Origin of the sequence: Rickettsiella endosymbiont of Xylota segnis (assembly GCF_964019545.1) — a bacterium.
Lineage (GTDB): Bacteria > Pseudomonadota > Gammaproteobacteria > Diplorickettsiales > Diplorickettsiaceae > Aquirickettsiella.
The window spans coordinates 146,031-165,466 of sequence record NZ_OZ026451.1; the positions used below are offsets into that span (position 1 = coordinate 146,031).

At 35.2% G+C, this 19,436-nt stretch carries 15 protein-coding genes; 13 read left to right on the forward strand and 2 right to left on the reverse strand.

The genetic code is table 11. The features are described 5' to 3' along the window. Window positions 1–4: 4 nt before the first annotated feature. Both lspA and AACL18_RS00700 read left to right on the forward strand, forming a co-directional pair. Window positions 5–484, forward strand: a complete 480-nt coding sequence (gene lspA, locus AACL18_RS00695) for a signal peptidase II (RefSeq protein WP_339050685.1) — start codon at window positions 5–7, stop codon at window positions 482–484. Further along, window positions 484–1,923: an amino acid permease gene (locus AACL18_RS00700; protein ID WP_339050686.1), complete on the forward strand. Its 1,440-nt coding sequence runs from the start codon at window positions 484–486 to the stop codon at window positions 1,921–1,923. The genes lspA and AACL18_RS00700 overlap by 1 nt, the downstream gene beginning before the upstream one ends. Before the next feature lie 226 nt (window positions 1,924–2,149). Here the strand turns inward: AACL18_RS00700 and bioD are convergent, their stop codons facing one another. Continuing rightward, window positions 2,150–2,836, reverse strand: coding sequence for a dethiobiotin synthase (gene bioD / locus AACL18_RS00705; protein WP_339050688.1), 687 nt, complete (start codon window positions 2,834–2,836; stop codon window positions 2,150–2,152). Between the two features lie 321 nt (window positions 2,837–3,157). On the opposite strand from bioD, the gene AACL18_RS00710 reads away from it, so the two are divergent. The 6 genes from AACL18_RS00710 (at window position 3,158) to AACL18_RS00735 (ending at window position 11,610) form a co-directional block, all read left to right on the forward strand. Further along, on the forward strand, window positions 3,158–3,598 hold the full coding sequence (locus tag AACL18_RS00710) for a lytic transglycosylase domain-containing protein (RefSeq protein WP_339050690.1): 441 nt from the start codon (window positions 3,158–3,160) through the stop codon (window positions 3,596–3,598). Window positions 3,599–3,631: 33 nt separating this feature from the next. Continuing rightward, entirely contained in the window at window positions 3,632–4,984 is a 1,353-nt protein-coding gene (locus tag AACL18_RS00715; protein WP_339050692.1) for a hypothetical protein, read from the forward strand. Between the two features lie 120 nt (window positions 4,985–5,104). Next, entirely contained in the window at window positions 5,105–6,088 is a 984-nt protein-coding gene (gene waaC, locus AACL18_RS00720; RefSeq protein ID WP_339050693.1) for a lipopolysaccharide heptosyltransferase I, read from the forward strand. Between the two features lie 92 nt (window positions 6,089–6,180). Continuing rightward, entirely contained in the window at window positions 6,181–8,250 is a 2,070-nt protein-coding gene (locus tag AACL18_RS00725; RefSeq protein ID WP_339050694.1) for a primosomal protein N', read from the forward strand. Between the two features lie 72 nt (window positions 8,251–8,322). Further along, on the forward strand, window positions 8,323–9,714 hold the full coding sequence (locus tag AACL18_RS00730; RefSeq protein ID WP_339050695.1) for an L-serine ammonia-lyase: 1,392 nt from the start codon (window positions 8,323–8,325) through the stop codon (window positions 9,712–9,714). 558 nt (window positions 9,715–10,272) lie between these two features. Continuing rightward, a complete protein-coding gene (locus AACL18_RS00735) occupies window positions 10,273–11,610 on the forward strand; it encodes a sugar porter family MFS transporter (RefSeq protein WP_339050697.1) in 1,338 nt (445 codons plus the stop codon). On the opposite strand, the gene AACL18_RS00740 is transcribed toward AACL18_RS00735, so the two are convergent. Next, window positions 11,594–13,228 (reverse strand): MATE family efflux transporter, encoded by a 1,635-nt coding sequence (locus AACL18_RS00740; protein ID WP_339050698.1) that lies wholly within the window; start codon window positions 13,226–13,228, stop codon window positions 11,594–11,596. The genes AACL18_RS00735 and AACL18_RS00740 overlap by 17 nt on opposite strands. A 240-nt stretch (window positions 13,229–13,468) precedes the next feature. On the opposite strand from AACL18_RS00740, the gene AACL18_RS00745 reads away from it, so the two are divergent. The 5 genes from AACL18_RS00745 (at window position 13,469) to AACL18_RS00765 (ending at window position 19,436) form a co-directional block, all read left to right on the forward strand. Continuing rightward, window positions 13,469–14,665, forward strand: a complete 1,197-nt coding sequence (locus AACL18_RS00745) for a DegT/DnrJ/EryC1/StrS family aminotransferase (RefSeq protein ID WP_339050699.1) — start codon at window positions 13,469–13,471, stop codon at window positions 14,663–14,665. Beyond that, window positions 14,646–15,647, forward strand: a complete 1,002-nt coding sequence (locus AACL18_RS00750; RefSeq protein WP_339050701.1) for a glycosyltransferase family A protein — start codon at window positions 14,646–14,648, stop codon at window positions 15,645–15,647. The genes AACL18_RS00745 and AACL18_RS00750 overlap by 20 nt, the downstream gene beginning before the upstream one ends. Next, window positions 15,617–17,413 (forward strand): carbamoyltransferase family protein, encoded by a 1,797-nt coding sequence (locus AACL18_RS00755; RefSeq protein ID WP_339050703.1) that lies wholly within the window; start codon window positions 15,617–15,619, stop codon window positions 17,411–17,413. The genes AACL18_RS00750 and AACL18_RS00755 overlap by 31 nt, the downstream gene beginning before the upstream one ends. Further along, complete coding sequence (locus tag AACL18_RS00760) at window positions 17,377–18,210, forward strand: radical SAM protein (RefSeq protein ID WP_339050705.1); 834 nt, start codon at window positions 17,377–17,379, stop codon at window positions 18,208–18,210. Before AACL18_RS00755 ends, AACL18_RS00760 begins: the two co-directional genes overlap by 37 nt. An 86-nt stretch (window positions 18,211–18,296) precedes the next feature. Then, window positions 18,297–19,436: a hypothetical protein gene (locus AACL18_RS00765; protein WP_339050707.1), complete on the forward strand. Its 1,140-nt coding sequence runs from the start codon at window positions 18,297–18,299 to the stop codon at window positions 19,434–19,436.

A 19,436-nucleotide genomic window follows, 5' to 3' on the forward strand; every position in this document is an offset into this window, starting at 1 on the left:
AAATATGCAAGAAAGAAAAACATCTCAACTATCATGGCTTTGGTTAAGTGCATTCATTATTGTTCTCGATTATACAAGCAAAGTATGGATGACACATTGGTTAGATCAAACGAGTATCATCCCAGTATTTCCTTGCTTAAACTTTATTTTGTCACGCAATTTTGGTGCCGCGTTTAGTTTTTTAGGTCAAGCTGATGGTTGGCAACGGTGGTTTTTTGCGGCTATTAGTGCGCTTGTGAGCGTTTATTTAGTGCGTATGCTTTATCGAAGTGGATTGAATAATTGGGTAGCTTGTGCCATTGCACTGATATTAGGGGGTGCTATAGGTAATTTGTATGACCGACTAAGCTTGGGTTACGTCATAGATTTTATTGATTTTTGTATTGGTTATTGGCATTTTGCTACCTTTAATTTGGCTGATACGGCCATTTCTATAGGTGCTGTTATATGGATAATTGCTAGCTATAAATCCGGTAAAAAATAATGATAGCGGTTACTAAAAATAGGATTATCAAAAAACCCCTGGGCGTGTTTAGTTTAGCCATGATGAATGTTATTGCTGTTGATAGTTTGCGTTCATTACCTATCGCTGCTCAATTTGGTTATGCATTAATATTTTTTTATTTACTTGCTGCGTTGCTTTTTTTTATTCCGACAGCTTTAGTGACTGCTGAATTAGCCACCACTTGGCCGAGCACAGGTGGCGCATATATATGGATCCGTACTGCGTTTGGTGTGCGATGGGGTTGGTTTGCGATTTGGTTGCAGTGGATATACAACGTGGTTTGGTATCCAACGATATTGTCTTTTGTAATAGCTGCATTTGCCTATTTAATTGATCCACATTTGGTACAACATAAAATATATCTTTTAAGTACGATATTAATTATTTGGTGGTCAGTTACCGCTTTAAGTTGTTTAGGCTTACGAGTTTCGAGTTGGCTGAGTAGTATCGGAGCTTTAGTAGGTACTTTAATTCCTATGCTCTTTATGATCGTGTTAGCTATCATTTGGATTAAAAGCGCACGTCCTCTAGCGATACATTTATCTTCCTATTCTTTTTTCCCCAGTCTGAATAATTTTAATAATTTGGCTTTTTTAACGACTATTATTTTTGGTCTGATGGGCTTAGAAATGTCAGCTGTACACGCTGGTGATGTACATAATCCCCAAAAAGATTTTCCACGAGCTTTATTTTGGTCGGCAAGTTTAATATTGATAACCTTGATAATGGGCTCTTTAGCCATAGCCCTTATTATTCCAGTAAATCAGCTTAATATATTATCTGGTTTAACCGAGGCTTATGTTGCTTTTTTTAATAGTTATCATTTACCTTTTTTTATACCGATTATTATTTCTTTAATTATTATTGGAAGTTTGTGTAGTATTTCAACCTGGGTAATAGGTCCTACGCGAGGCTTACTCATTGCAACATTCGAGAGTCAAATAGCAGGGTTAAACTGGTTGCTTAAGGTCAATCGATTTGGGGCGCCGGTCAGCTTATTACTATTTCAAGGGATTCTTGTATCCCTATTAACCAGTCTCTTTATATTGATTCCTAGTGTAAATGAAACCTATTGGTTATTAAGCGTAATGACAGCCCAATTGGCGGTGTTATTTTATATTTTTTTATTTTTAAGCGCATTACGATTGCGATATAAAGAGGATACTAGAACTCGTGCCTATCATATTCCAGGAGGCACATGGGGGATTTGGATAGTCAGTACAGCAGGATTAATAGGCTGTTTTATTACATTTATACTCGGATTCTTTCCTCCGAATGGTATCGAAGTGAGTAATCTATTTAAATTTGATATGATTTTGCTAGGCGGGTTGCTGTTATTTTGCTTGCCACCTATTATCTGCGCCGGTTGGGCTTTAGCTTTAAAAAGAACTGAGAATAAGAATAGTTTTAAAGAGTAGTGACGTGTTTAGTTAGTCCATTTACCTATCCCGGACCTATTGTTTTCTATATATGTCTAATAGGGTTTAAACTTTAAAATTTACGTATAGGCTCTTTAAATTATTTTTAACAAGATATGGGTTTAATTTTCTAAGTAATCTGTAATTTTTTTCTCTTGCTTGCAAATACGCATGGATAAATTTTTGCAAAATGTGGATTATGCTATTTAACTCGATGTAACTTGCTTTACAGTGGTACTTGACAATAATTTTTAACGTAATGAGCTATTGGGAAAGAATCAAAAAAATGAAGCTCTCGAGATTGATAAAGCTGATGTCCCCATATGGGTATCGAGAGATTGGCAAGTTCTAAATAATTTGAAGATGTGACATCATTGTCAACTGATATTCTATCGTTAAACCAAATACCTGTTGGTATTTTTGAATGTGGTGCATAATTAGTTAACATACGTGCTTGATGTATAGCGCCAAGCCGATTTTGAACGACAAGTAATAAATAATCTATTGGTAAATTTAAAGCTAAATCAACAGCATCTAGTCCTGTCTCATCTAAGGGAACAGCTAGCCCTCCTGCAGCTTCAAGAATACGCCAATTGGTTTTAGGCAAGCTTCTAATTTTACAAAGAATATTTTCTAGATTTAGCTTGCAGTCATCTTTATGCGCCGCAGTAACGGGGGCAAGAGGTTTAGTAAATGAATATAAAGTAAAAGCTTGGCATTTCTTTTGGTTGAGATGATAGCAATTCTCAATAGCCGTTTCCGCATCGCCTTTTTGATTACCTGTTATACCGGTTTCAACAATTTTGACTACTTGAACAGTTTGGTTATGCGATGCAAGATAGTTGGCTAGGGCTCGACATACCCATGTTTTACCAATTTCTGTATCATTGCCTGATATTAATATTGTATTCATATGTATTTCATTTTAGGTTTTTTTTAGCATGTTTAGATCTGAATTTTAAATTAGGGTAGGAGTTGTTAAATACGCTCACCAATAGAAATTACATTTGCACCACTAAAAAAGCTAGAGTTTGTGTTTCGAAAGCATTTTATAAGGATCAGTAGCCATCGCAAAAATGCTTCGTGGCATTGCAATACGCACAATGGCTATGATACGTACCTATTCCAAAGAATCAATAGATGATTTTTTACTCAGGGCAGTGCCTTCTATGGCTACGAGTGCATTGAGTGGTATCATTTAGAGAATAATTAGTGAGATGGAGGTAGGATCCATATGATAAGCGCATTAGAAATTCATGGCGTCCCTATCGAGTGTATTAATCAAGCGGCGATAACCTATCATGTTCCAGCTACTTTAATTCTTTCAGTTTTAGCAATAGAAAATGGCGCGAACGGTTCGGCGTTGCCTAATAGAAATGGGACTTTCGATTATGGTCCAATGCAAATTAATTCAATTTGGATATCGAAAATTCGACTGTATGGTTATACTCAGCATCAATTACAATATGATCCTTGTGTCAATGTTAGGGTTGGGACTTGGATACTTAGTCAGCAGATTGCAAATGATGCAGCGAACCCTTGGCGAGGAGTAGGCAGTTATCATTCACATTCCGGTCGTTTGAATCAGAATTATCAAATCAAAGTTTCTGAAGTATATCGATTATTGGCTAATTATTTATCTCATCCGAGTAACTCGACATTACCTATGGCTTAAGATTTAAATTTTTAACCTTAGATTAACATCGATATGCAAAAGTTTTTTTCTCTCTGTTTTTTGTTAAATAGTCTATTTATAGAAAAGACTAAAAAAAAAATAGCTAACTTAGATAATGAACGTTTAGCGATTGGTTTTATTTCCATACTAGGCTTGGGGTTATTATTTCCATTAGTTGTTATTGCTCCAGGTCTGTTTGAGTCGGAATGGTTTTTAAATTTATTCACTATCCCCTCCGAGTATGGAAGCTTCGTAGCTCATGCAGCCTATTTAGGTCGATTATGGAATTTGCTTACAGCCCATCCTTACGAAAACGGTAAAAAGACAAAGATTAGAAACTTCCTCAATCAAGAAATCATAATAAATCGACAAATAGGGCGTGCTGAAAAAATATTTACTCCTATTGGCATGTTGTTAGGGGTCAGTTTAGGAATTTTTTGTCTTTCTTTACATGCAATTATTCCTTTCTGGGATGTGTTTTCCTATTTTGCGTATATTTTGTTTATTTTAGGTTATGCTTCCACTTTAGGCGGTTTATTCAACCGTCTGGCTAGCTCGTTGGATGGAACACGCTTAAAACAGGAAAAAGTAGCGATTTTTTTAGGGCTTGTGTTAGGTCTATTGGTTGCATTAAGTTTATTTACTGTATTAATCCTGACAGGAGTCATGCCTTTTGTTGCAGTGATAGGTATTAGTAAACCGTTCATTGATCTTTTACTATTACATAAATTTCTTTTTGCACTACCGTTCGTATTAAGTTTGACGGGTATAACAACATCTTGTTTCGATTATTTTGCCAAAGCGTATTGCTTTTTAAAATATATTTGGAATACGAAAGATGCATTTGTTAATGAGCGCATAGGATCGCATTATTATGAATATCAGAGTGCTTTTTTAGGTAATACTTTTGGTTGTTTGTTGGCTTCAGGTATCATCATAGGCTTATCCTTAGCAGGAAGTTTAGTTGCGACGCCCATAGTTATTGCGGCTACTATTTTCGCTATCATTATTATGTGTAATAACGTATTAGCAGCACTTTTTACGAGGTTAGGTCGCCTTATGGATGGAATTGTATGTATTTCTAAAACGCCAAAAAAAGAATTTTATAAACAAGAGCTCTTGCAAAACAAATTTAGCTTTATCGACGTTAGTTATTTGACTTCAATAAGAAACGCCTCGTTAGTTTCTTTGCCCGTATCAATAAGTAATTCAGCTAAAGATCGAGACCTCAATGACAACGAAATTAAATTTAAATTAAAACGTACACAAAGTAGCCCCGCTTTTTTTCATCTTTATAAATCCACCCAGGAGGTGAATGCGGATAATGAACTGTTTTTTAAAAATAATTTATCTGATGTGAAATCCTTACCCGGACTATTGGCTTAGACCTTAAGACATAGCTACAAAAGGTGGTTTACATTAGACAGTTAATAGGGTGGTTCACATCTTGATGTCCAATGGGTATAGTTCGACTAATCATTATTCCTTACTAGTAACCTGTTATTTATGCGTGTTTTAATCATAAAAATGTCATCAATGGGCGATATTATTCATACCTTACCTGCAGTGACTGATGCGACTAAGGCTATTTCGAATATTCAATTTGATTGGGTAGTGGAAGAAGCATTTACTGAAATTCCTAAATGGCATCAGCAAGTCCAACAAATCATTCCCATCGCCTTAAGACGCTGGCGAACGAATATATGTCGGACGATTCAAAATGGAGAATTAAAACAATTCTATTCACAATTGCGTGCACAAGAATATGATTTTGTTTTAGATGCACAAGGTTCTATCAAAAGTGCAATTACAACCTATTTAAGTCGAGGTTTCCGCCTTGGCATGGATAAACACTCAGTGCGGGAAAGTTTAGCCGATCTTGCTTATCAGCAAACTTTTTCTGTACCTTGGCAACAACATGCGATTGAGCGTTTACGTCAATTATTCGCTAAAGCTTTAAAATACAATCTGCCTGAGACGCTACCTGAATATGGTATTAACAAAGAAAATTTAAGCCAAGCAAAAATACAACTACCAAAAGACTATCTAATTTTTATACCCAATACTAGTTGCGCAACTAAACATTGGTCAAATTATTGCTGGTCTTTACTTATAAAGGAAATGACTCACCATGGGGTAAGTGTTTTTATTCCTTGGGGGAATGAAAATGAAAGAAAAAATGCTAATCGACTGATTAATAAAAATCCTACAGGCCAGGTGTTACCTTACTTAAATCTCAATGAAATGGCAGCTGTTTTAGCAAACGCAAAAGCGGTTGTTGCTGTAGACACAGGATTAAGTCATTTATCCGCGGCTTTGGGAATTCCTACGATTGTTCTATATGGTTCTACTAACCCTGCATGGATAGGAACAATAGGGCCTTCCCAGTTCCATATCAAAATGGGAGTTAATGGAGATATTATGCAAGATAACAATACGGTTGTCTTAAAAAAAATAACCGACAATTTGCGGCGTATTTTGACACTTTAGTTGATTTACGTTACACAATATTTATTTTTTAGTGTTTATTTTCCGAGCAAAACAGTGAGACTTTAATTTTATGTAACCATGAGGATTGCGAGTTGAGCGATAATATAGACAAAAATTTAAATGCAAAGAATATTTTACAAATTGCCATTCCGGCTCCCTTACACCAATATTTTGAGTATTTAGCACCAACCGACTTTCCCTTAATGCAATTAAAAAAAGGTTTACGTGTATTGGTACCGTTTGGGAAGCAGAAAAAAATTGGTTTTTTAATGGAAGTAAGTGAATCATCAGTTTGGCCAAAATCTCAGCTCAAACAGGCGTTGGCAATCTTAGATAAAACTCCGCTTTTACCGGTTTCTATCCAGCAGTTACTAGAATGGACAAGCCGTTACTATCATTGTCCTATTGGCGAGGTATTTGCTAATGCTATGCCACGTGCACTACGCACGCAAAAAACTGTCAAAAAACTTAACGACCCTGTTAAAAATATTACTGAAGAAATTAATAAAGGAGAAGAATTTACTGCTACTAAAAATAATTTAAATTTATCCGAACAAATTCAATTAAATAGTCATCAGCAACAGGCTGTTGAGAGTATTTTAAATTCATTAGATAAATTTCAAGCTTTTCTTTTAAATGGCGTGACAGGAAGTGGAAAAACAGAAGTCTATTTGGAAGTGATACAAGCTGTACTTGATCGGGGTAAGCAAGCATTAGTATTAGTTCCAGAAATTGGTTTAACCCCGCAAATGTTAACGCGATTTCGAAATCGCTTTTCAGTGCCTTTAGTATTATTTCATTCTAAATTAACCGATAAGCAGCGTTTAGAAAATTGGTTACTTTCTAAATCAGGTAAAGCATCTATTATCATTGGTACACGTTCCGCTTTATTTACACCTTTATTGTGTCCTGGGGTTATCATCATCGATGAAGAACATGATAGTTCTTTTAAGCAACAAACGGGCTTGCGTTATCACGCTCGAGATTTAGCGTTAGTACGAGGACGTTTAGAAAATATACCTGTTATATTGGGTTCCGCAACTGCATCTTTAGAAAGCATTTTTAATGCAAAACAAAATCGTTATCAAATACTGCATTTACCTCACAGAGCAGGATCCGCCATACCACCCACTTTTCATTTTATTGATTTACGCCATCAAAAACTTGATCAAGGTTTTTCTCCCGCATTATTACAAAGCATGGAAAATCATTTGCAAAAACAAGGACAAGTACTTTTATTTTTAAACCGACGAGGCTTTTCTCCAGTTACCCTTTGTCATGATTGTGGTTGGACAGCAGACTGCCAACATTGTGAGCAAAAAATGAATTTTCATAAAAAGCCGGCTCATTTACAATGTCATTACTGCGGCTATCGACGTCCTTTAGATGACCGTTGTCCTGAATGCCAAGGCCAACAATTACTTGCTTTAGGTCAAGGTACACAACGTCTAGAACAAACCTTGCAAAAATACTTTCCTGATATCGGAATAGTTCGGATTGATCGAGATAGTACTCAACGTAAAGGGAGTTTGGATAAATTATTAAAAAATATTCATGAAGGGGAAAGTCAGATTTTAATTGGAACACAAATGTTAGCGAAAGGACATCATTTTCCAAATGTTACTTTAGTGGGTATTTTAGAAGCAGACAGCGGGCTATTTAGTGCAGATTTTCGAGCCTTGGAACATACCGGTCAATTACTCACTCAAGTAGCAGGGCGATCTGGACGGGCTGATAAACCTGGAGAGGTATGGATTCAAACCTATCATCCAGATCATCCCTTGTTAAACCATTTGTTAGAGCAAGGTTATCTCAGTTTCAGCGATATCTTATTAAAAGAAAGATGCGCCTCTGCGTTACCTCCTTACAGCTATTTGGCACTTTTGCATGCTGAAGCCTTAAGTTCAGCTTATCCGATGGATTTTTTAAATGAAGTAAAAAATCAGACTGAATTAGTTGCGGAAGAAATCAGTATATTAGGGCCTGTTCCTTCCTTACGCCCGCGTCGGGCGGGTTATTTTCGATGTCAATTACTGTTACAGGCAAAACGACGGAACGTTTTGCAAAGCTTACTGGAGCAGATTATTAAACCCATCAGTCAGCTTGGCAGTAGTCGACGAGTTCGTTGGTCACTGGATGTCGACCCTATCGAGCTTTTTTGACTTTAATACTTCTTTTGCCTTCATTAAAGGTCTAGAATACTAACAAATAATGAACTAAAAAGTATTTCTTTTATGACAATTAGTGTGTTTGATTTGTTTTCCATTGGTATAGGCCCATCGAGCTCGCATACCGTAGGTCCTATGAAAGCTGCCTGCGCTTTTGCAGAAAATCTAGCGTTAGATAATGAAATATTTAATGAGGTTAGCTGTGTAAGGGTTGAGTTGTTTGGTTCACTCGCTTTAACTGGCCGGGGTCATGGTACCGATTTAGCAGTTTTAAATGGCTTAGAAGGACAACTGCCTGAAACAGTTAATCCCCAGGAAGCTGCTTCACGCGCAAAGACAATTATTGAGAGTTGTGAACTACAGTTGGCAGGAAAAAAAAAGATTTTTTTTTCTGAGAAAACTGATTTAATTTTTTTACAAAAAGAATTATTGCCATTGCATACCAATGGTATACGTTTTAGTGCCTTTAATACACAAGGTCTTCTCTTAAACCCTCAAATTTATTACTCCATTGGCGGTGGCTTTATTGTCACTGAACAAGAGTTTGGTCTGCAGCATAAGGATGCTATTCCAGTGCCTTATCCTTTCTCTACTGCCACTGAGCTGTTTTGTGCCTGTAAAAAAAACAACTTAAGCATTTCAGAGCTTATGTTCGCTAATGAAAGACAATTAGCGCCTGATAGGGAAATACACACGGATTTATTGAAAATAGCCGATATTATGCAAGATTGTGTGGATAGGGGTTGTCATACCCAAGGAATATTACCCGGCGAGCTTCAAGTCAAGCGCCGGGCCCCGGAACTTTTTAGCAAAATGAGTAACAAAGCAATTCCAAAATTAGCGACTTTTCCCGGCTCATTATTATGGCCAACCATTTACGCAATGGCAGTTAATGAAGAAAACGCTGCGGGAGGTCGCGTGGTGACTGCACCAACGAATGGTGCGGCAGGTATTATTCCGGCAGTATTAACCTATTATCGCCGTTTCTATAACGATGTGAGTGAGCAATCAGTCACTGATTTTTTATTGACTGCTGGCGCTATCGCTTTACTATATAAAATGAATGCATCAATTTCAGGTGCAGAAGTGGGTTGTCAGGGTGAAGTCGGTGTGGCGTGTTCTATGGCCGCGGGAGCACTGACTGCAGTATTAGGCGGAACATTAGAACAAATAGAAAATGCCGCAGAAATGGCAATGGAACATCATCTGGGATTAACCTGCGATCCCGTTGCAGGATTAGTTCAAATCCCTTGTATCGAACGCAATGGAGTTGCAGCAGAAAAAGCCATTAAATTAACTTATTTAGCTTTAATGGAAGATGGGAAAAATAAAAAAGTATCCTTAGATAAAGTTATTGAAACCATGTTTGCTACCGGAAAAGATATGATGGCAATTTACAAGGAAACATCTCTAGGTGGTTTGGCAAAGACACTCGCGGTTAATGTACCTGAGTGTTAAAGGCCACTTTTTTAATTGACAGCTTTTATTCTGCTTAGACTTTTAACCACGAAATGTTTCATTTTCTAGTTTTGCAAATATAAAAAATTGTTTGTAAATAATTTATTTCACTGCAAGACTTAAATTTTTTATTATCGAAAATTTTCTTTTCATTAGAAATCTTCCCTTGAGCATTTAATGTTGAGTTGAGTTATATTATAAATTTATCTCATTGAATGATTATAATGAAAAAATTTTATTAGTATAATGAGTCTGCTTTTAGAAGCCTTAAGCTTATTGATTAATTTATCCAGAAGTATTCCAACGTAATGGCAAGCTATTCTCAATTTTATATTCTTGAAGGAAATTTAATAATTTTTTTACCTACTGTTTGTGTTACCGGGGTTTTTTAGTTTGATAGGGCTATCTAGTTATGAACCTAAATCATGACTTCCAATAAAAATATAGTTAATATGATGCTAACCCACATTCAGTTTTTATCGCTGGTGAATTTATCTTTACGTTAAACTAATTTTGCAAATTTTTGCTGCTATGGAATTTAATACTCCAAGAAATACCATGTTATTTGTAGTTAGTATAGGAACTTTGGCTGGTTTTCTATTCGGATTCCATATGGGTGTCATATCTGGGGCGCTAATTTTTATTAATCAAATATTCAAACCAGATTTAATAGCTCAAGAAATCCTAGTAAGTAGTTTACTATTAGGCGCACTAATTGGTTGCCCCTTAAGCGGTTGTTTAGCTGATTATTTTGGGCGACGTCGGATGCTTATCGGCACGGCCATAATTTTTCTGTTAGGGACTAGTATTTTGGTTGTTGCGCCTAACGTGACATCTTTAATTATTGGTCGTCTAATTACGGGTATTGCTGTTGGTATTTCTTCTTATATTACGCCGTTATTTATTGCTGAAATAGCGCCATCTGAAAAACGTGGAGGCTTAGTATTATTAAATGCAATCGCCATTACAGGAGGCGAAACGCTTTCATTTTTGATAGATTATTTATTGGCACCCATGAAAGCTTGGCGCATCATGTTTGCAGCTGGGTTGATTCCAGCAATTTTATTGTTTGTTGGGATGTGGCTTCTTCCAGAAACACCACGTTGGCTGGTCTTAAAAGGGTCTATTAACAAGGCTCGTGTTACTTTATCTAAAATTCGTGAGCCCCACGTAATTGACTTTGAATTGGAACAGATTAAAAAAAATATTATTTTAAAATCGAGTAATTGGAAAGAATTATTATCGAAAAAAAATCGGTCAATCTTGCTTATTGGAATCGGATTGGGAATATTTCAGCAATTCTTTGGTATTAATACTGTTATGTATTATGGACCTTTAATTTTTAAAGCAACAGGTTTTCATAATACTGAGTCTCAAATTTTAGCGACATTGGGTCTGGGTATCGTCAATACCATTGTAAGTGCACTTGCTGTAGTGATTGTTGATCGAATTGGGCGCCGATTTTTATTACTTAGTGGTTGTGTTCTTGCTGCGATAAGTCTAGGAATAGTTGGATTAATATTTAACTGTAATACTACTTCTCCTATTTGGGGATGGTTAACTGTTATTAGCCTGCTGACTTATGTGGTAGGTTATTGTATTAGCGTAGGTTCATTATTTTGGTTAATAATTGCTGAGATCTTTCCTCTCAATGTTAGGGGATTAGGGATGAGCATAGCTGCAACTTTACAATGGTCAGCAAATTTTTTAGTATCCATAACTTTTTTAAATCTTATTGCCGCAATTGGATTTGCGAATACTTTTTGGTTTTATGGGATAATGTGTTTATTATGCTTTTTGTTTGTATTTTATTTGATCCCAGAGACCAAGGGAATTTTGTTGGAAAAAATTGAATGTGAGCTAGTGAGAAATAGGGACCTTAAATCTGTGATTTAATTTCCTTCACTGTATTAGGTATTATAGAAGATGGAGTATGTAGTTGGTCTAATTTAAAAATACCAAATTGCTTTAAGCTAGTGCTAGCGCGTTCAAAATTACAGGAATTTACAGGGGATGTATTATTTTCCATAGAGAGTAAGCTTGTACTTTCAGTTACCAAAAGTAGATTAGTATTTTTTTCTTTTTTTTTTGTTGCAGTCTCGACTACAAAGGTTTCTTCTATAATACCATCAAAATTGTTAGCAACTTCGTTTTCTTGAGAAGCTAGATTTAAATTTTCAGTCTCTAGAGTCAAGCCATTGTTTTTTTTATTCCAAAGTATTGCCATAGCACCAGCTTGAACTAAACTACCAGCAAGATAGCCCCATTCTATTCCTAAAACTCCTAAGTCTGTGTAAAAATGAAAACTTAAGGATAGAGGTAGGATAATAGTGAGAAAAGTTAATAATGATATTAGCGCGGGTCTGGTAGAGTCTTCGGTTCCAAAAAATGTTCCCGTTAATATCTGACTGATAGAATCTATTATTAATTGTATAGCATTGATATACAGTAAATTTTCTAGAAAACTGAAATCTTCGTCTTTCTCAATTTTAAGAGATAATTGCATGACTCGACGAGGAATAATAAAACAGGGGAGAGCAAATGTTAAAGAAGTTCCTAGTGCACAAACCAAAGCAATTTTATAGTAATAGCTAATGGATTCGAGATCTTTTTTTCCAATCGATTGACCTATCAAGGTACAAATAGCCATGGAAATAGAATCATTAATATAGGTAGGATACCCAGTGTAAACATTAATGGCTTGCGTGGCCAGCATTGCTTTTTCGCCGTTTAAACCGATAAGTGTTTGTTTGTAAACCATAGATATTACAATGATCAAAGTTTTAGCGGCAGTAGAGCTTCCTAATTTTAGAAACCTTTTTGCTAAGGATTTATAATTATGTATTCTAAAAGTAAAAAGAGGATATCCTTCACGCGAACTTATATGTTTTAAGTAAGCGGTGAACGCTATATTGGCTAATAAGCTTTGTCCAATAGTAGAGAAAATGTAACCTTTTAAGCTAAGTTGAAGTGGCCTAAGCACAAACAAAATTGTTAGACTCAAATTGCTAAGTAAATTTAAAATACTTAGGGAAAATATTGCTAAAGTTTTGTTTGCACCATAAGCATAACTCGTACTGGTAAGTAATAAAGACGCAGTGGGTAAGTTAATAATACTGAAGTAAAAGCTAGATTCAGCGAGTTTAATAAGGTGATTAGGTTGTCCGAGTAATTTAAGTAAAGGTTTGGCGTAGCATAGAAGGATAGCCTGAGGAATACAAAGTATCAGCCCCGCTACCCATCCTTGTTGTAAAATAGTTGCAATAGACGGTCTGTCATTTTCACCATGAAGTGTACCAATTATTGCGGGCAATGCAGTTAATGGTGCATTAAATAATAAATTAATAGGGTCTAAGAGAGTAAAAAGTCCATAAGCAGCTAAGGTATTACTACTTGTTTTACCTAAAAGCACAATAGTGACTTGTTCTGACACGGCTTGTAAAAGGTTAGCTCCTGTATAGGGGATACTCAGTCGAATAATATCCTTAGTTTTTTCTTTCAATTTTTCATTCAAAATCTTTCTCCATTGATTGAATAATTCTAAATATTTATTGAAATTAAAAAAGTAGACTCTAGTAGGTTAAGATTATAGGCAGTAATAATAAAAGAAAAATTAAGATTTTAACTATATTCTAAAATTAATAGCATTGATACAATGAGTTTTCATTATATATCATCTGAGAAATTAGCTTTGTTAACTAACAGAGATTTATAAGAGAAAGAGAAGGATTACAGGTAAAAGGGAAAAGGTAAAATGCCTTACATCATAGGGAAAGAAGAAGCGGACGCTGCTCGTGAAATTCTGGAAACTGGCTGTTTAGATAGGTACATTAATAGTGAAAATGGTGCTTCAGTTCAGTTTGAAAGAAGTTTTTCTCGTAAAATGGACTCTAAATATGCACTAGTTGTTAGTAGCGGTACAGGAGCACTTATATGCGCTTTGAAAGGTTTGGGAGTAGGGCCGGGTGATGAAGTTATTATTCCTGCTTTTACTTATATAGCAACAGCGCTAGCTGTATTTGCAGTAAGAGCAGTCCCTATTATTGCTGAAATTGATTCCTCTCTGACAATCTCTCCGATTGATATTGCAAAGAAAGTTACTTCTAAGACTAAAGCTATTATTCCTGTGCATATGCATGGTTTACCTTGTAGTATGAATGAAATAATGGATCTAGCTAAACAACATAATCTTTTAGTTTTGGAAGATGTAGCACAAGCTTGCGGGGGGTCTTATCAAGGCAAAAAATTAGGTAGTATAGGAGATAGTGGCGCCTTTTCTTTTAATCATTATAAGATTATTACCTGCGGGGAAGGCGGTGCTTTAATTACTAAGAATCAAAATGTTTATCAACGGGCATTGCTGCAACATCATGGCGGGTGCATTTTTGAACCTAGTCTCTCTGACTTCGACATTGATTTTTTTGCCGGTTGGAATTTTCGCATATCTGAAATATTAAGTGCAATTTTACAGGTTCAACTTTCCAGGCTTGATAATATTTTGAGTAGACTTCGTCAAGAAAAAAAAGAATTTATAACAAAATTAAGTAACAAATTAGATAAATTCAATTTTGCCCCTATACATGATGAAGAAGGAGATTGTGGAAGAGTTTTATTTTTAACATTTTACTCTTCTAAGGATGCACAAATTTTTATAAAACACGCTCAGCAAAATAAAATTAAGGTTTGGTCTGCAGATACTAAAGGACACGTATATGTGGATTGGCAGCCTATTTTTTCAAGCAATAAACGAATTTCCAAACAAGAAGGATCAAGCTCCATACAAAATATTTCTTCTTTAACTTCGGATGTATGTCCAATAACAATCTCACTTCTGCGCCGGACAGTAGGTATTTCAATGAGAGTGGATCGTTCTAAAATTGAATTGGATAAATTAATAGAAAATATAATTCGTATATTGGAAAGACCTAATAATGAAACTTTTACCTTCTAGTTATAGTAATGCATCTTCTGCTTTTATAATTCCACATTATTCTGAAGATATGGATCGAATGTTTATCGGGGATACTATAAACGGATTACTAAAGCAAACTGATTCAGATTGGTTAGCAATTATCATAGATGATGCCTCAAAAAAAATTACAGTCAGAAATTATCTTAAAAAACTAAGGGAAAAATATTTTCCAAAAATACAAGTTATTTTTCTTGATAAGAATCAAGGAGCAGGGGTATGTAGAAATATTGGTGTGTCAGTTGCATTGAAGCAACGCTGCCAAATAATTCATTTCAATGATGCAGATGATATCTCGCATCCAGAACGAGTAAGAATAGTGAAAAATGTTTTTACACGATATCCCCGCATTGGTTTAGTCTATTCTTTTTTCACTGTTATTGATGAAAATAATCAGCCTATCTTAGGAAAACAAATTCCCAGCTCTATTTTAGAAATTTTAGAGTCGCTGACAAAAAGCCAGCCTGAAGGCGAAGATGTTTGGATAACAATGGGCACAGATACGGGGTATATTAATAAAACATCGGCTACATCTGTACGTTCAGCGTTTGCTTATCAATGTCCTTTTCCAAGCGCACGCGCATCAGAAGATTTTCATACCTGGTTGCGTCTATCCGCGCAGGGCGTGTGTTTTAAGTATTTAACATCAATACCCATACAGTACCGAGTACCGCGTTTTATGAAATATCAGGCTTCACGACTTAGATTGGGTTCAAATAATTTTAATAAGATAAAAGTATGCGTCGATAGTGATGGTTTCTTCAAAGCTATAGAACTCGCTGTTGCCAGAAATAAAATAAAACGGGAAGAAATTGCTGATTTGAAAGCAAGATTTTATAGGCGGCTGATTCGAACTATGGAGCGTGAGCGAGAATTAAGTTTAGTGGAACAATTGACAAAAAAACTTAATGATATTTCAAACAAGAGTTCCTTTTGTTTGCAAAAAGAGATAACTTATTTATGACAAAACCAATCTATGTGCTTGGTACAGCACTTTCACATGATGGCTCATCTTGTTTATTAAAAAACGGCAAAATCTTGGTTGCAATTGAAAAAGAGAGGCTTAGCAAAAAAAAACATGATGGATTTAATGATAATTTAACCATTCAATATTGCTTAAATGCGGCGAATATCACCTGGCAAGATATTACGTTGATAGTAGAAGAAAATACCACAAGCAGTTTATTAAAACCTGATGAAATTATAAAAAGAGGCAATAGAATTATACCTAAAGAAATTCCAATTTTAGGTATTTCTCATCATTTGGCACATGCTTATAGTGCTGTAGGCACTTCACCTTTTTCGGAAATGGGTGTAATTGTCATGGATGGGCAAGGTAGTAGTTTAGATAGTTGCATTGATGTAGCAAACTCTCAGGTTTTACCTCAAAACATTAGGAGTCTAACCAAAGAAGAAAGATATCTTTATTGGGAAAAAGAAAGCTACTATATTTATCGAAATGGTAAATTAACACCTGTATTTAAGGATTTTTCTAAATATATTAAATGGAATCGACATGAATACCCTATAGCACCTTTTGATATGGAGCACTCTATCGCAGAATTTTATGGTGGAGTAAGTTACTATGTATTTGATGAGGAGTTTTGTGAAGGTAAATTGATGGGGTTAGCTCCTTTTGGGCGGCCTGATAGGTTTAACTTCGATGTTTTTCAATATCAAAACGGACGCGTTTTTTTAAATTATGAATGGATGAAAGAAATTGATCCTCATTTAGGTGGTAAATATCAAAGTTTTTATGAATATTTCCAATATTATGCTGATTTAGCTTATTTTGCTCAAACACAGATAGAAAAAGCTATTTTTTATTTATTTAATGCTTATCATAGTTTAGCTCCACAGGAAAATGTTGGATATGCGGGAGGTCTGGCATTAAACGCTGTAGCTAATGCAAAATTATTTAAAAATACTCCGTTTAAAAATTTCTATTTCCAACCTGCTGCAGGAGATAATGGTCTGGCAATCGGCTGTGCTTATTATGGGTGGCTAGAAGTATTAAAGCAGGAAAAAATTAATCACAATCAATCTACTTACTTTGGAAAAATGTATAATGACTTTGAAATCCAAACTGTATTACAGGAATTTCGTAATCATTTAACTATCGTAAGCAGTGAAAATTATATATATGATACTGCAACTTATTTGGCTGATGGTAAAGTCGTAGCATGGTATCAAAATGGTAGCGAATTTGGTCCGCGAGCTTTAGGTAATAGGAGTATTCTCGCTGATCCTCGTAGAAAAGAAATAAAAAATCTTATCAATAGAAAAATAAAATTTCGCGAAGATTTTAGACCTTTTGCTCCTTCAGTTATTCAAGAGGATGTAGGTTGTTATTTTAATTGTGACTATGAAAGCCCATATATGATTTTGGTTGCACAAACTAAAACAGCCTGGAAGGATTACCTTCCAGGGATAGTACATAAAGATGGATCGGCTCGTATTCAAACAGTCAATAGAAAATTAAACCCAAAATATTATGCCTTGCTTGAAGAATTTAAAAAATTAACAAATATATCTATCTTGTTAAATACTTCACTTAATGGTCACTCCATGCCTATCATTGAAACCCCTAGAGAGGTAGTTTTGTTTTTTTTGAATGTGGACGCGTTAGACATTTTGATTATAGATCGCTATATTTTAAAGAAAAAAAAAGATTTAAATCAAGGAGGATTAAAGTGCGCAAAAGATTTTTATGTAGTTACGACAGAATAGAATTAGTGATTAGTTATATTTGTAATATGCAATGTTTGAATTGTGATGCTATGGTGCCGCAAGCTTTATCTAAAGAAAGCATGACCTTAGAGCAAATTGAACGCTTTATACAAGAATCTATAGAAAAACGTATATTTTGGCAACATATTAGAGTGTTAGGAGGCGAACCCACTTTACACAAAAATATACTTGAAATACTAGCGGCGCTTATAAAATACAAAGAATTTCATTCACCAAATACCAAAATACAGCTAGTTACAAATGGTTATGGAAAAATAGTAAAAAAAATATTGTTAAAAATTCCTAAACAAGTTGAAATAGAAAATAGCGAAAAATCTTCGAATTTACAACCGACTTTCTCACCTATCAATCAAGCACCTATTGATATGCCAGAATACAGTAATAGCGACTTTACCAAAGCATGCTGGATCCCTGCGCTTTGTGGAATCACGTTAGATATGCATGGTTACTATCCCTGCAGTGCTGCTGCTGCAATTGACAGGGTATTTGGTTTTGATCTTGGAAAAAAAGAATTACCTACCTTACAATACGCTACGCTCGAAGAAATGTTTGCAAATTTTTGTAAATTATGCGGGCATTATTATGACAAAATAAATAATCTAGCAGTTAACGATATAAGTAATAAAGAAGAGCGTAGTAAATTTGAAAATTTACATAAAGAAAAATTTTTAGAAACACAAAAAGATAGTGTTTTGCTAGAATCTATTGTGTCGCCGGTTTGGAAGAATGCTTTTAAAGCGTATAAAATTAAAAAGCCGGTGTTGAGTAAATACTAAATTTTTTTGGCAGTTTCAGTATCTTATAATTTTTTACCTATTGGAATAGTGAAGGAACTAAATTAATTTAAGAACAAGGAGGGAAAATGGGTATATCTAAATCTACTTCAGTAGTCTGCTCTTATAATGAATGGGATCTTTTAGAAGAAGTGATAGTAGGTTCTGTGATCGGTGCAGCTCAAATGGGTTTCGAACCGGCTATTAGCGCTTATTACCCATTAAGAAGTAAAAAAAGAAGCTTTAAAGGTGCTCGTTATTCAGAAATAGAAATTGAAAAAGCTCAAAACCAGCTGGATAATTTTGCAGAGATTTTAATACGTGAAGGAGTAATTGTTAGAAGGCCAGATATACTTGATTTTTTTAAGCCTATTAAAACACCCGATTTTGAAGTTTCTTGCGAGAACTGTAGCGCTTGTCCAAGGGATATCTTACTGATCATTGGTAATGAGATAATTGAAGCACCGATGGCGCAACGGGCCAGGTTTTTTGAATATCGTGCTTACCGTACACTCATCAAAGAATATTTTCACAGGGGAGCCACATGGACGACAGCCCCTAAACCACTCATGTCAGATAAGTTGTATAAATCAAACTTTAGTATCGAAAATGATGCTTTTGATGCGGATACTAATTCAAGTTTAACAAATTTTGAACCCTGTTTTGATGCTGCAAGTTTTGTTCGATTTGGTAAAGATATTTTTTATCAGCCGGATTTGGTGACTAATGATTTTGGTGCGCAATGGTTAAAAAGACATCTTGGATCAAAATTTAGATTACATCGTATTAAATTCGCTGATAAACATCCTCCCCAACACATTGATACAACTTTAGTCCCTATAAGGCCTGGAGTTATTTTGATTAATCCTGAAAGACCTTGTCTCGGTGATACGCTCAATTTGTTTTTAAAAAATGGTTGGAAAATTATTGAAGCAGTACCATCTGTATATGGAGTGGGATTCCATTCACCCGAAATTAGTAATTGGATATCAATGAATATTTTGTTGCTAGATGAACAGAGAGTGATTGTTGACGAAAAAGAAGAGCCTATGATTAAGTTATTAGAGTCTTTAGGTTGCAAAGTTATTACTTGTCCCTTCAATGAAGTATATAAATTTGGTGGTAGTTTTCATTGTTGCACATCAGATATTAGACGACGTGGTACGTTGCAATCGTATTTTCCTACTCTGGACAAACAGACTTCAGATATGAGTATGAGTTGTAATTAA

Coding starts and splice junctions, on each gene's coding strand:
- lspA (WP_339050685.1), top strand. CDS start 5: ATGCAAGAAAGAAAAACATCTCAACTATCATGGCTTTGGTTAAGTGCA.
- AACL18_RS00700 (WP_339050686.1), top strand. CDS start 484: ATGATAGCGGTTACTAAAAATAGGATTATCAAAAAACCCCTGGGCGTG.
- bioD (WP_339050688.1), bottom strand. CDS start 2,836: ATGAATACAATATTAATATCAGGCAATGATACAGAAATTGGTAAAACA.
- AACL18_RS00710 (WP_339050690.1), top strand. CDS start 3,158: ATGATAAGCGCATTAGAAATTCATGGCGTCCCTATCGAGTGTATTAAT.
- AACL18_RS00715 (WP_339050692.1), top strand. CDS start 3,632: ATGCAAAAGTTTTTTTCTCTCTGTTTTTTGTTAAATAGTCTATTTATA.
- waaC (WP_339050693.1), top strand. CDS start 5,105: ATGCGTGTTTTAATCATAAAAATGTCATCAATGGGCGATATTATTCAT.
- AACL18_RS00730 (WP_339050695.1), top strand. CDS start 8,323: ATGACAATTAGTGTGTTTGATTTGTTTTCCATTGGTATAGGCCCATCG.
- AACL18_RS00735 (WP_339050697.1), top strand. CDS start 10,273: ATGTTATTTGTAGTTAGTATAGGAACTTTGGCTGGTTTTCTATTCGGA.
- AACL18_RS00745 (WP_339050699.1), top strand. CDS start 13,469: ATGCCTTACATCATAGGGAAAGAAGAAGCGGACGCTGCTCGTGAAATT.
- AACL18_RS00750 (WP_339050701.1), top strand. CDS start 14,646: ATGAAACTTTTACCTTCTAGTTATAGTAATGCATCTTCTGCTTTTATA.
- AACL18_RS00765 (WP_339050707.1), top strand. CDS start 18,297: ATGGGTATATCTAAATCTACTTCAGTAGTCTGCTCTTATAATGAATGG.